The 13140-nt window shown below is 73.7% G+C and carries 9 protein-coding genes and 1 pseudogene; 6 read left to right on the top strand and 4 right to left on the bottom strand.

The window, feature by feature from the left end:
- Window positions 1-256, top strand: a pseudogene (locus tag ABT122_RS08610) (hypothetical protein); the annotation flags it as partial.
- A gap of 104 nt (window positions 257-360) precedes the next feature.
- Here the strand turns inward: ABT122_RS08610 and ABT122_RS08605 are convergent.
- The 3 genes from ABT122_RS08605 to ABT122_RS08595 form a co-directional block, all read right to left on the bottom strand.
- Entirely contained in the window at window positions 361-2592 is a 2232-nt protein-coding gene (locus tag ABT122_RS08605) for a bifunctional serine/threonine-protein kinase/ABC transporter substrate-binding protein (protein WP_351547404.1), read from the bottom strand.
- Window positions 2593-2732: 140 nt separating this feature from the next.
- Window positions 2733-5105 carry a bifunctional serine/threonine-protein kinase/ABC transporter substrate-binding protein gene (locus ABT122_RS08600; RefSeq protein ID WP_351547401.1) on the bottom strand — a complete coding sequence of 791 codons (2373 nt, stop codon included), beginning with the start codon at window positions 5103-5105 and terminating at the stop codon, window positions 2733-2735.
- Between the two features lie 281 nt (window positions 5106-5386).
- Entirely contained in the window at window positions 5387-6088 is a 702-nt protein-coding gene (locus ABT122_RS08595) for a hypothetical protein (protein ID WP_351547398.1), read from the bottom strand.
- A gap of 459 nt (window positions 6089-6547) precedes the next feature.
- On the opposite strand from ABT122_RS08595, the gene rarD reads away from it, so the two are divergent.
- Window positions 6548-7579: an EamA family transporter RarD gene (gene rarD, locus ABT122_RS08590; protein ID WP_502976118.1), complete on the top strand. Its 1032-nt coding sequence runs from the start codon at window positions 6548-6550 to the stop codon at window positions 7577-7579.
- Window positions 7580-7716: 137 nt separating this feature from the next.
- Window positions 7717-8517 (top strand): mechanosensitive ion channel family protein, encoded by an 801-nt coding sequence (locus ABT122_RS08585; protein WP_351547392.1) that lies wholly within the window; start codon window positions 7717-7719, stop codon window positions 8515-8517.
- A gap of 187 nt (window positions 8518-8704) precedes the next feature.
- Here the strand turns inward: ABT122_RS08585 and ABT122_RS08580 are convergent, their stop codons facing one another.
- Window positions 8705-10063: an MFS transporter gene (locus tag ABT122_RS08580; RefSeq protein WP_351547389.1), complete on the bottom strand. Its 1359-nt coding sequence runs from the start codon at window positions 10061-10063 to the stop codon at window positions 8705-8707.
- 256 nt (window positions 10064-10319) lie between these two features.
- Here ABT122_RS08580 and ABT122_RS08575 point away from each other — a divergent pair, with 256 nt between their 5' ends.
- The 3 genes from ABT122_RS08575 to ABT122_RS08565 all read left to right on the top strand — a co-directional run bounded on the left by ABT122_RS08575 (window position 10320) and on the right by ABT122_RS08565 (window position 12976).
- A complete protein-coding gene (locus tag ABT122_RS08575) occupies window positions 10320-10763 on the top strand; it encodes a winged helix-turn-helix transcriptional regulator (RefSeq protein ID WP_351547387.1) in 444 nt (147 codons plus the stop codon).
- 47 nt (window positions 10764-10810) lie between these two features.
- Window positions 10811-11260: a VOC family protein gene (locus ABT122_RS08570; protein ID WP_351547385.1), complete on the top strand. Its 450-nt coding sequence runs from the start codon at window positions 10811-10813 to the stop codon at window positions 11258-11260.
- Window positions 11261-11629: 369 nt separating this feature from the next.
- Window positions 11630-12976, top strand: coding sequence for a M28 family metallopeptidase (locus ABT122_RS08565; protein ID WP_351547382.1), 1347 nt, complete (start codon window positions 11630-11632; stop codon window positions 12974-12976).
- Window positions 12977-13140: the final 164 nt, after the last annotated feature.

Genomic DNA, 13140 nt, shown 5'->3' with positions numbered 1-13140 from the left:
CATCACCCCCGACAACGAACACCACATCCTCACCCACAACGCCCACCACCCCTCCCCCACCACCGCCTTCGCCCTCTCCCGCCTCGCCGACCCCGACACCCTCCACCACACCCCCATCGGCGTCCTCCGCTCCGTCCAACGCCCCGTCTACGACACCCTCATGAACACCCAACTCGACACCGCCATCGAACAGAACGGCAAGGGAGACCTCGCCGGGCTCCTCGCCGGGAACGACACCTGGACCGTCGCGGGGTAATCACGTCGCCACGTCGCCACGTCGTACGGAGACGCCGGCAGGCAGGCAGACAGACAGACAGGCAGACAGGGGGACGGCCGCGCCGACGACGGACGTCCCCTTCCTCAGGTCTTCGCGGTGACCGATCGGTACGGGCCCAGGAACCTGGCCCGGCCGCCCTCCACCCGGTGCAGGAAGAGTCCTCCCCCGCTCTCGTCGAGCAGTTCGGTCGTGTCACGGAAGGCGAGGGTTTTGGCGACGCCCCGGTGGGTCATCTCGCGCAGCCGCCCCATCAGCGCGGCTCGCCGAACCCGGTCGGCGCCCAGTTCCCGTATCGCCTCGGCGAGATAGAGCACCGCGTCGTAGGACTCGGCCGCGTGCCGGCCCGGCTGCTCCGAGCGCCAGCGCTTCCGGTACGCCGCGAGGAATGGTCCGGCGCCCGGCACCCTGCCGGGGTCGATGTACGAGGTGCCGAAGACCCAGCCGTCGGCCGTCTCCCCGGCGGCGCCGAGGAACTCCGGCTCCAGTACGGATTCCAGGGCGGCGCGCAGCCCCCGGTACCCCCGCTCGCTCAGGGCCCGGGAGAGCAGAGCCGCCCGGGACGGGGAGTTCCCGGCGTAGATCACTCCATCGGGGCGGCCGGTCAGTGCCGCGCGGGCGAGGGCGGCGAAGTCCTCGCTGTCGGCCTCGATGGCGTGGACGCCGATCTCGCCGATGCCGGGGACCTCCCTCAGCAGCCGGACGACATTCCATGAGGAGGCGCCGCCCGCCCGGTCGTCCACCACCGCGACCCGCCGGGTCCTGCGGGTGCCGAAGTACCAACTCACTGGTGTGACCAGCAGTTTGTCGTCGGGCCGCAGTTCGATGTACGCACGGCGGTCGTCCGGTGCGAGGGCGGCGGCGCCGACGCCGGAGACCATGGCCACCGGGAGCCTCCGGCTCAGATAGCTGAGTGCCACGGGCCGGGTGATCCGCCGGGTGGTCAGATCGAGGACCGCCAGGACCGTGCTGTCGGCGGCCCAGGTCCTGGCCAGCGGCAGGGCCCTTGCGGGGGCCCCGCCGTCGTCGACGACCTTCAGGATCAGGTCGAAGGGGCGGTCGGGGCGGGCGTTGAAGGTCTCGGCGGCGAGCCGGGCGGCCCGCTCCCGGGTCCGCCCGTCGGCCTTGTGGGGGCCGGTCAGATCGGCCTGGACCCCGATGGTGCGGCGGGGCAGGGGGCCTTCGCCCACGGTGCCGGCCGGGGCCGGGTCCCCGGCCCCGGCGAACCAGGCCGCGACCCCGCCCGCGGCGAGCGCCGATGCCGCCGCCGTGCCCAGCGCGAGAAGACGGCGGCGCGAGGGCTTTCCCCCGGCGCCGCCGGCCGCCGGGGAGACCACCACCGTCGGCTCGGGCACGGGCAGGCCGAGAGCGCGGGCCGAGCGCTCCGCGATCAGGGCGGGCAGACCGTCCGGGAGCCAGTCGGCACCGCCACCGGCACCGGCACCGCCACCGGCGGGCGGGGCAGCGGCGGGCGGGGCGGTGGACAGGGCAGCGGCGCCCGATCCGGCGGGCGGGGCGGTGAGCGCCGCGCCGGCCTCCCGCGCGGTCGGGCGGGCCGCCGGGTCCTTGGCGAGACAGCTCCTGATCAGGGGCAGCAGAGCGTGCGGTACGCCCTCCAGGTCCGGCTCCTCGTGGACGGTGCGGAAGACGATCGCGGCCACCGTCCCCGTACCGAAGGGGCGGCGGCCGGAGGCCGCGTGGGCGAGGACACAGCCGAGCGAGAAGACATCGCTCGCGGGGCCCACCTCCCCGGCCCCGGCGGCCCTCGCCTGCTCGGGCGAGAGATAGCCGGGTGACCCGATCATGACGTCGGTCGCGGTCAGCGCCGTGGCCCCGGAGGAGCGGGCGATACCGAAGTCGATCAGACGCGGGCCGTCCAGGGCGAGCAGCACATTGCCGGGTTTGACGTCCCGGTGGATCAGCCCCTCCGCGTGCGCGCCGGCCAGGGCGTCGGCGAGCCGGGCACCCAGGGCGCGGACGGTCCGCTCGGGCAGGGGGCCCTGGGCGGCGACGGCCTCCTGGAGCGAGGGCCCGGGGACGAACTCGGTCGCGAGCCAGGGCTCATGGGCCTCGGGGTCGGCGCCCGTCACCCGCACCACCCAGGGGCCGGTGACCCGCTGGGCGATCAGGGCCTCGCGCCGGAACCTGGCCCGGAAGCCGGGGTCGGACGCGTGCTCCGCGCGGATCACCTTGAGGGCGCAGAGAGTGCCCCGGCCGGAGCGGGCGAGATAGACCACTCCCATGCCGCCCGCGCCGAGGCGGCCGATGAGGCGGAACCCGGCGATCGAGGACGGGTCGCCGGTCTTCAGCGGGCGCATCCCGCGCTCCCTCCGCCCGGCCGCCTGCCCCGGCCCGCCCGCACGGCCGCTCCCCGGCGGTGCGCGGGCGCCTTCCGGGGACGCGCGGAGGGCCTCCGGGCGGGTGCGGGGGTGCGGTGGGGCCGGTACGAGGTCATGGGTCAGGTCTTCCGGACGCGGCCGGGGTCCTTGGTGGGCGCGTCCGCGAGAAAGCGGAAGCGGCCGTCCTCGACCACATACAGACAGGTGCCGAACCCGTCGAGATCGCCCTTCTCCGGCGTGAACCGGTATCCCCCCATGACGCCCGTGTACCGCGCTCCGCGCACGGCGGCGGCGAGCTTCTCGCGCTCGGGCCGCTCGCCGCCGCGCGCCGCCGCCGCCAGCTCCCGGAGCATCAGACCGACCGCGTCGAACGACTCCCCGGCGTAGAAGCCCGGGGCCCTGCCGTATCTCCTGCGGTAGGCGGCGACAAAGGTCCTCGCCTCGGGCTTGCGGGCCGGATCGGCGACCGGGGCGCCGATCACCCAGCCCTCGGCGGCGTCCCCCGCCAGCTTCAGGAACTCCTGGCTCAGCACCTGCTGTCCGGCGAGCAGGGGGCCGTCGTACCGGGCGGCCCTGAGGGCGCGGGCCGCCTTGGCCGCGCTCCGGGCACCACCACCGTGGAGATAGGCGTCGATGCCCGCCTCCACCATTTCCCCGATGACGGTGTCGTACGAGCCGACCGAGGCGGGGACCACCCGGGGGTGGGTGCGGTGGCCGTACCGGCTCTGGAGCATGTGGTTGGCCATCGCCGTGTACTGCCAGCCGTAACTGTCGTCGGTGCGGTCCTGGAGCAGCCCGGGGCGGGCGACCGGGGTCCCGCGCTCGGCGTAGAACGCCTGGAGGGCGTAGGCCAGCTGGGTCGCGGTCACCGTGTGCGCGGGGCAGGCGCGCGAGAAGGTGCGGCTGTCCTCCTTGGTCAGCGTGCCGAGGCCCGCGGAGACCGTCATCAGCGGGAGCACTGCTTCCTCGTAGACGGGGAGGACGGCCTCGGTGGTGTAGTCGCCGGTCGAGCCGAGGACGGCGGCGACCTCGCGGTCGTCGGCCAGCCGGCGGGCCGCGGTGAGGGCCCTCGCCCGGTCGCCGGCGTCGTCCTCGGCGCGCAGGCCGACGGAGAAGGGGCGGTCCGCGCGGGCGTTGAAGGCGTCGACCGCGAGCCGGGCCCCGCGCTCCTGCTCGATGCCCGTCTCCTTCCGGGGGCCGGAGAGGTCCGCCTGTACGCCGATCACCCAGCGCCTGCTCGCCGGTGGGCCGCCCGGGGCGGTCCGGTCGTCGCGCGGCCCCGCCCGGAGCACGGCCCCGCCGCCCAGCGCGAGCACGGCGGCGGCGCCCGCGGCGATGAGGAGTCTCCGGCGCCCCGGGGAGCGCGGCGGCCCGGGCTCCCCGGCACCGGTGGGCTCGATGCCGGGCAGCGCCAGCATCCGCGCCGAGCGCTCGGCGATGGTCCGTACGACCTCGGGGGGCAGCCAGTCGGCCCCGGCGCGCGGCGCGTCCTCGGCGAGCCGGCCGGTGATCTCGACGGCCGTCGGGCGCTGCCGGGGGTCCTTGGCGAGGCAGTCGGCGAGCAGTCGGGCCAGCCCGGGTTCGATGCCCCGGAGATCGGGGTCGTCGTGGACCGTGCGGTAGAGCAGGGCGTCGACGGCGCCCCGGCCGAAGGGGAGCCGGCCGGTGAGCGCGTGGGCCAGCAGACAGGCCAGGGCGAAGACATCGCTCGGCGGGCCGATGTCGGCGCCGCGCGCCTCGGCCTGCTCGGGGGCGAGGAATCCGGGGGTGCCGACGACCATGTCGGTGGCAGTGAGGGCGGTTTCGTCGGCGGTGCGCGCGATACCGAAGTCGATCAGGCGCGGGCCGTCGACGGCGAGCAGCACATTGCCGGGTTTGACGTCCCGGTGGATCAGGCCCGCGTCATGGACGGCGGCGAGCGCGCGGGCGAGGGCGACGCCCAGGACGCGCACGCTGCGGGGCGGGAGCGGGCCGTGCGCGGCGATCGTCTCGGCGAGTGAGGGGCCGGGGACGAACACGGTGGCGAGCCAGGGCTCGGGAGCGTCGGGGTCGGCCGCGGTGACCGGCACCGCCCAGGGGCTGGAGACCCGCCGTGCCGCCGCGACCTCCCGGCGGAACCGGGCCCGGAAGTCCGGGTCCTCGGCCTGGCCGGAGAGGGTGACCTTGACGGCCGCCAGTTCGCCGGCGTCCGTACGGCCGAGGTAGACGACGCCCATACCGCCGGCGCCGAGCCGTCCGAGGAGGCGGTAACCGGCGATCGCGGACGGGTCATGGGTACGCAGCGGCTCCAGCGCCCCCGGCGCCCGGGGGTCACCGGGTGGAGCCGGCGGCCGAGCCGGGGGCGGGATGGCCTCCGGCCCGGCTCCGGAGCCCTCGGGGCCGGCGGCGGACGGCGGCCCGGCTCCGGCTTCCGGCGCGCCCGGGGCCACGGGGGAGGGGGGCGCGCCGTGCCCCGCGCCGCTCCCGGGGTCGGTGGGGGCGCTCGTGTCCACCGGGGAGCGGTCACCGGGACCGCCCGCGCCCACGCCGCTCGGGTGCGCGTCCGCGCCGCTCGGAGGCGTGTCCGCGTCGTTCGGAGGCGTGTCCATGTCGCTCGGAGGCACGGCGGCGTCGGAGGGGGCTGGAGGGTCGGACGGCGCCGTGGCCCCGGGCACGGCCGGGGTGGCCGGAGGGTCGGACGGCGCCGGGGCAGCCGGGACACGGGGGTCCGCCGGGACACGGGGGTCCGCCGGGGGGTGGCGGGACGGGTCGCGCGGGGGCTCGGGGGCGGGGCTCATGCCGCGGCCTCCAGCCGGCCTTCGAGGCGGTGCATCATGCCGGTGAGCGCTTCCGCCCGGGCGGTGTTGATCTCGTCGTCCGTGTGGCCCTCGGCCCCCTTGGTGACCGCGGCGACGGTGACCTGGCCGAGCCGCGACTGGAACCAGCCGTACTCGTACGGCTGGTCGCCGGACTCCTCGCTCACATAGCGGCCGATCTCGCCTATCGAGTCCTCCGCGGTGAAGTTCCCGCCGGTACCGAACGCGGAGCCGATGGACATCAGCCCCCGCACCCGTTCGCCGTCGCGGAGTTTCTGGTCCGGGCAGCGCAGGGCCTCCTCCAGCGTCTCGGCCATCTCCCACTCCGCCCGCCGCACATCGCGGTGGACGGTGACGGTGGCGGCGACCCGCAGCGGGCCCCGGCCGGGACCGGCCGGCAGTTCGCTGTGGGCCGTGAGGCTGTAGAGGACGCCGGAGGGGAGGGCACCACTCCGCCAGACGCACTTCGCGTCCAGCACCGGCCAGTAACCCGGCGGGCTCAGCGCCGGGGTGCGTGCGACGAATCCGGCGCCCCAGAGATCGGGACCCGCGACCACCGCGCGGGCCAGCTCGCCCGCCGCCGCGGCCGTCCTGGGCGCGCGGGCCGGGTCGGGGTCGAACCCCGGGCCGGTCGGCGCCGGGCTCGCCTCCGGCTCCGGCGCTCCCGATCCCTTCCCCACCGGGCTCCCGGACGCGCCGGCCGGGGCGCTCCGCTCCCCCGACCCACCGGGCCCGCCGGGCTCCCCCGGTCCTCCCGGGCCGGAACAGCCCGTCCACAGCAGCCCGCCCGCGAGCACTCCGCAGACAGCACGCACCACTCTTCCGCAGGCCATGGTCCCCCACCACACATTCGCCCAGTGTTCCGTCCGATCGTACGACCCACCACCGACAACCGGACCCGGCCGCCCGCCAGTTGATCCACTCGGCTCCCCGCCGGCCCCGCCGCGCGTTCCCGGGCCGTCTCTCGGGCCACCCCCGTCCCGTCATGACCGTATGCCGATACATCCATGACAGCCCGCCCCCGGGGCGCGTACCGTCGACGGGATGGTGTGCGTGACGTGCACAGGGCAGGAGGGCCAGTGAAGCCGAGCGACGGCGAACAGCGGACGGGGTTGCTGCACGGCATCGCCGCGTACGGAATGTGGGGGCTGGTCCCCCTCTTCTGGCCGCTGCTGGAGCCGTCGGGCGCGCTGGAGATCCTCGCCCACCGCATGGCCTGGTCACTGGTGGTCGTGGCCTTCGCGCTGCTGGTCCTGAAGCGGTGGGGGTGGGTACGGGAGCTGCTGGGCGACCACCGCAAGCTCGGGCTGCTCACCGTGGCCGCGCTGGTCATCACCGTCAACTGGGGTCTGTACATCTGGACCGTGAACGAGGGCCGGGTCGTCGAGGCATCGCTCGGCTACTTCATCAATCCGCTGGTCACCATCGCCATAGGTGTGCTGGTGCTCAAGGAGCGGCTCCGGCCCGCGCAGTGGGTGGCCGTGGGCACGGGCTTCGCCGCCGTGGTGGTGCTGACCGTCGCCTACGGGCAGCCGCCGTGGATCTCGCTGACGCTGGCCTTCTCGTTCGCCGCCTACGGGCTGGCGAAGAAGAAGGCCAACATCGGGGGGCTGGAGTCGCTGGCGGCGGAGACCGCGGTGCTCTTTCTGCCCGCGGTGGGCTTTCTGCTGTGGCTGGCGGCCCGGGGAGAGGCGAGCTTCGGGGCCCACGGCCTCGGGCACGTGGCGCTGCTCGCCGCGACCGGGCTGGTGACGGCCGTCCCGCTGGTCTGCTTCGGCGCGGCGGCGATCCGGGTGCCCCTGTCCACGCTGGGGCTGCTCCAGTATCTGGCTCCGACGTTCCAGTTCCTGCTGGGAGTGCTGTACTTCAAGGAGTCGATGCCCGCCGAGCGGTGGGCCGGATTCGCGCTGGTGTGGCTGGCGCTGACCTGTCTGACCTGGGACGCGCTCCGGGCGGGGCGCAGGTCGAGGGCGGAGGCCCAGCGGCTGGCGGGGCTGGCGGTCCTGGCCGCCGCGCGCGCGGGGGCGGCGGACGACGACGGGCACGAAGGCCGCGGAGACAGCGGAGACCGCGGAGACCGCGAAGGCGGCGGCACAGCGGGGGCGGCGGCGGTCGCACCGGCCGCGCACACCCCGCGTACCACCGGGTCGGCCGCCGGTCCCGGGGGCTGACACCCCCCGACCGCGAAATATCACTCCACCGGCCCATCAACGGGTCCGGCCGCAGGCCCGGTACGTCCACCGGGTGCTACCACCGAAGTCCGGGTACCGGTCAGCGGGGCCCGCCCAGCGGACGGAGTGAGAGCGTCATGTCACAGCCCCTCGCCCTCTCTGTGGACTTCGGTCAGGGCTTCACCGACGCGTGGTCCGCGGTCGCGCGGTTCATCCCGAGGTTCATCGCCTTTCTCGTCATCCTGATCATCGGCTGGCTCATCGCCGGGCTGATAGCCCGGGTCGTGGACAAGCTGCTGCGCAAGGTCGGTTTCGAGAGGCTGGCGGAGCGCAGCGGGACGGCCCACGCCCTGCGGAACTCGACATACGACGCGACCGGAATCCTCAGCAAGGTCATCTACTACGGCCTGCTGCTGATCGTCCTCCAGCTGGCCTTCAGCGCCTTCGGCCCCAACCCCATCAGCTCCATGATCAACTCGGCGGTGGCCTGGCTGCCGAAGGCGATCGTGGCGCTGGTGATCGTGGTGGTGGCGATGGCCATCGCCCGCGCGGTGCGGGACATCGTGCGGGGGGCGCTGGGCGGGGTCTCGTACGGCAGGGTGCTGGCCACCTCGGTCTGGGCGTTCATCGTCGCGCTCGGTGTGATCGCGGCGCTGGGGCAGGCGGGTATCGCGACGGCGGTCACCGGTCCGCTGCTCACGGCGGTGCTCGGCACGGTCGCGGGGGTGCTGATCGTGGGGGTTGGCGGGGGGCTGATCGGGCCGATGCGGTCGCGGTGGGAGCGGTGGTTGGCGCGGGCGGAGGAGGAGAGTTCGGGGGCGCGGGAGAATATTGACGCGTACCGGCGCGGGCGGGCCGACGGGCGGGCGGGCCGGCCCGCCACCGGCCGCCCGAACCCACCGCCCGAGGGCGGCCCGGAACACATCGACCCGATGTGAAGCCTCGCCCCGGAGGGGCCTCGCACAGTGCGGGGTCCTCCGCCCCGGGGTCCGTCCTCAATCGCCGGACGGGCTTGGAATGCCCGGGTCACCTGTCGTGCAGGGGCCGTGCCCAAGTGCCGGGCGGGCCTGGAATGCCCGGGTCACCTGTCGTGCAGGGGCCGTGCCCAAGTGCCGGGCGGGCAGGTCATCTGTGAGCGTGGGGGTGGCGGCGGGCGCTGGGGAAGGCCAGGGCCACACCCGCGAGAGCCATCACCACCGGCACCACCAACCCCGCCCGAAACGCCCCCATCCCCTCCCCCACCAGCCCGTACACCGCCGTCACCGACGAAACCCCCACCGCCGCCCCGAACTGCGTCGCCGTGTGCAGCAACCCACCCGCCAGCCCCTGCTCCCCCTCCGCGACACCGTCCGTCGCGGCGATCGTCAGCGGGCCGTAGGCGAGCGCGAACGCCACCCCCACCAGGGCGAGCGTCGGCACCATCGCCGCGTACGTCCAGTCCGGGCCGACCGGGAGGAAGAGCAGATATCCGACGGCCGCCATCACAAAGCCGCCGAGGATGACCCGGCCGTAGCCGAACCGGTTCACCAGAAGCGGTGTCACCGTGGGCGCGAGCAGCACATCCACGCCCATCAGCAGCAGGGCGAGCGAGGTCTCCATCGAACTCCAGCCGCGCAGCTCCTGGAGATAGAGCGTCACCATGAACTGGAAGCCCATGAAGGCCCCCAGGAACAGCAGCGCCCCGAGGTCGGCGCGGACCATCTGGGCCCGGCGCAGGATGCCCAGCCTGACCAGGGGCGCCGGGGAGCGGCGTTCGATCGCGGTGAAGAGCCCCACCAGGAACAGCCCGCCCATGACGGCGGCGACGGTGAGGACCCAGCCGTGCAGACCGTGTTCGAGACGGAGGATGCCGTAGGCCAGCAGCAGCATCGCCCCGGCGGCGGCGCCCGCGCCCGCGAGGTCGAAGCTCCCCTTGTACGCGGGGGGCTTCGCCGCCGGGATCAGCCGCAGCGCGGCCAGCAGGAGCACTCCGCCCAGCAGCACGGGCGCGAAGAAGACCCAGCGCCAGCCCAGCTGGGTGAGCAGCCCGCCGATGACCAGACCGAGCGAGAACCCACCGGCGCCGGTCCCCGCGAAGATCAGCAGGGCTCTGTTGCGCTGCGGCCCCTCCCGGTAGGAGGTGGTGATGATCGACATCGAGGCGGGCGTCATGAACGCGGAGGCCACACCGGTGACGAAGCGGGAGACGATCAGCATCCACCCCTCGGTGGCCAGCCCGCCGAGAGCGGAGAAGACCAGGAAGACCACGAGCCAGCCCAGGAACATCCGGCGGCGGCCGAGCAGATCGGCCGCCCGGCCGCCGAGCAGGGTGAAGCCCGCGTAGCCGAGGACATAGCCGCTGACCACCCAGGCCGCCGTGCCGGTCGACAGCCCCAGATCGGCCCTGATCGTGGGCACGGCCACGGCGAGCATCGCGATGTCGATGCCCTCCAGGAAGATCGCACCGCAGAGGACGAGCAGCAGGGCCCAGGCCCGCCCGGACATGGCCGGGGCCGGGGACGGAGACGGAGCAGGGGAAGGGGAAGAGCCGGGAGGAGGAGGCGAGGAGGACAGGGCAGAGGACATCAGTGGACAGCTCCGCGAATGGCAACGGACAACGGACACCGGGCAGGGGAGGTCGAGGCGGGAGGGAAGGAGCGGCAGCGGAAGAAAGGGGGAGAGGAACGGCCGGGATCGGTTACCTCACAGGGGGCCGGTTCCCTCTTGTAACCAGCTCGATCCTCCGGCAGCATGGCGCTCCATGGAAGAAGGCACTTCAAAGTCACCGAGGCACTGCGCGGTGACCGACTTCGACGACACCGGCGATCCCGACCCCTTCCAGTGGGACACCCGCGGGGACTGCGAGGTCCGCCAGATCCTGGACCGGGTCGGCGACAAGTGGTCGCTGCTGGTCATCGCGCTGCTCGACAGCCGGGTCCTGCGCTTCACCGAGCTGCGCCGGGAGATCGACGGGATCAGCCAGCGGATGCTGACCGTGACCCTGCGCCAACTGGAGCGGGACGGACTGGTCAGCCGTACGGTCCACCCGGTCGTACCACCGCGCGTCGAGTACGCGCTGACCGCGCTCGGCTGCACTCTGCACACCACGATCCGCTCCCTGGTCACCTGGACCGAGGAGCACCAGAACGAGATCGCGGCGGCCCGGGAGGGCTACGACCGGAGGATGGCCGGGACCGAGAGCTGACCCCGCCGGGCGCGCGGCCCGCCCGCACAGCGCCTACAACTGGTCGCATGGCACTGCACTGGAAACTCAGCATCGACGCCGCCGACCCCGCCGCCCAGGCCGACTTCTGGGCCGAGGCACTCGGCTACGAGGTCGAGGACCCCCATACCCTCATCGAACTGCTCCGACAACAAGGGCAGTTGCCGGAGGGTTCGACCCTCCGGCACCACGACCGGGAGGCGTGGCGGGAATGCGCCGCCGTCCGTCATCCGGACGACCCCTTCGACAAGGTGAGCGGCATCGGCGAGGGCCGCCGGCTGCTGTTCCAGCGGGTACCGGAGGCCAGAACGGTCGAGAACCGCGTCCGCCTCGATCTGCACCCCGGTCCGGAGCTGCGGGAAGCCGAGGTCACCCGACTGGAGGCACTGGGCGCGACCGTCATCGGCCGGCAGCAGCGGCCTATGGGCACATGGGTGGTAATGATCGACCCTGAGCGCAATGAGTTCCGCGTGGCCTGAGGGCGGACCCGGCCGGGCCGGGCGGCGGACACCGCGACGGACGCGGACCCCGCGGGCCGGGCGGGGACACGGCAGAGGGACTCCCCGAGGTCCTCAGACGTCCCACGGGCCCATATTCGTCCGATATTCGAACACAACTGACCGGTTTCCGCCCTTGACGGTATGACGAACTCTCGCTGAACTCTCAGGACGCATCACCGCGCCACTCAGTGCACCGCCCGCACCCCCCTCCCCCGCGCCCCGGGGCACTCAGTGCCGCCGGGACCGCTCAAGTGCTCAGCGCCACCGCTCCAGCGCCCTGGACCGCACCGCTCCGGGGCGTCTCGCACGTTCCGTCCTGTCCCCGTACGGAATCCGGAGCCCGCCCCCATGAAGCTCTTCGCCACCAGACGCACGGTCGCAGCGGCCGTCATATCCCTGGCCGGGCTGCTCGCCACCGCGACTCCCCCGGCCTCCGCGGCACCCGCGGCGCCCGCCGCACCCTCGTCCCCCACCGCCGCCGGCGCCTCGGCGCTCGCCGCCCCCGACATACCGCTCGCCAATGTGAAGGCCCACCTCACCCAGTTCCAGTCGATCGCCACCGCCAACGGGGGCAACCGCGCCCACGGCCGTCCCGGTTACAAGGCGTCCATCGACTATGTGAAGGCCAAGCTGGACGCGGCCGGTTTCACCACCACCCTCCAGACCTTCACCTCCGGCGGCGCCACCGGCTACAACCTGATCGCCGACTGGCCGGGCGGCGACGCCAACCAGATCCTGATGGCCGGGGCGCATCTCGACTCCGTCACCTCGGGCGCCGGCATCAACGACAACGCCACGGGCTCCGCCGGGGTGCTGGAGACCGCGCTCGCCGTCTCCCGCGCCCAGCTCCAGCCGACGAAGCATCTGCGGTTCGCCTGGTGGGGCGCCGAGGAGCTGGGGCTGGTCGGGTCACGGCACTATGTCAACAACCTCCCCGCCGCCGAACGGGCCAAGCTCACCGGCTATCTCAACTTCGACATGATCGGGTCCCCGAACCCCGGCTACTTCGTCTACGACGACAACGTCGCCATCGAGACCGTCTTCAAGAACTACTTCTCCGGCCTCGGCGTCGCCACCGAGATCGAGACCGAGGGCGACGGCCGTTCCGACCACGCCCCCTTCAAGAACGTGGGCATCGCCGTCGGCGGCCTCTTCACCGGGGCCAGCCGCGCGAAGACGGCCGCGCAGGTCCAGAAGTGGGGCGGCACCGCCGGGCAGGCCTTCGACCGCTGCTACCACTCCTCCTGCGACAACACCTCCAACGTCAACGACACCGCGCTGGACCGCAACAGCGACGCCATCGCCCACGCGATCTGGACGCTGGGCACCGGCGCCTCCAACCCGCCCGGCGATGTCTACGAGAACCTCGCCGATGTGGCGATCCCCGACAACGGCGCGGCCGTGACCTCCACGGTGACCGTCTCCGGCCGGACCGGGAACGCCCCCGCCGCCCTGGCGGTCGGAGTGGACATCAAGCACACCTGGCGCGGTGATGTGGTGGTCGACCTGGTGGCCCCGGACGGGACGGCGTACCGGCTGAAGAACTCCAGCAGCAACGACTCGGCCGACCATGTCATCGAGACCTACACCGTCAACGCCTCCAGTGAGCCGGCGAACGGAGCCTGGAAGCTGCGCGTCCAGGATGTGGCCGCACAGGACACCGGCACGATCGACAGCTGGAAGCTGACCTTCTGACCTTCTGACCTGCGCCGGCCCGGGTCCTGGCTCCGCCACCGGCCCTGGCACCGGCACCGGCCTCTGATACCGGTCTCTGATCAGCACCGCCGCCACCCCCCACCGGCCGCATGCGTGTGCGTCCCCGCACACGCATGCGGCCGTGTATGTCCGCCGGGGCCCGC

It is taken from the genome of Streptomyces sp. NPDC001985 (assembly GCF_040296845.1).
Taxonomy (GTDB): domain Bacteria; phylum Actinomycetota; class Actinomycetes; order Streptomycetales; family Streptomycetaceae; genus Streptomyces.
This window is presented reverse-complemented; position numbering and strand designations above follow the sequence as displayed.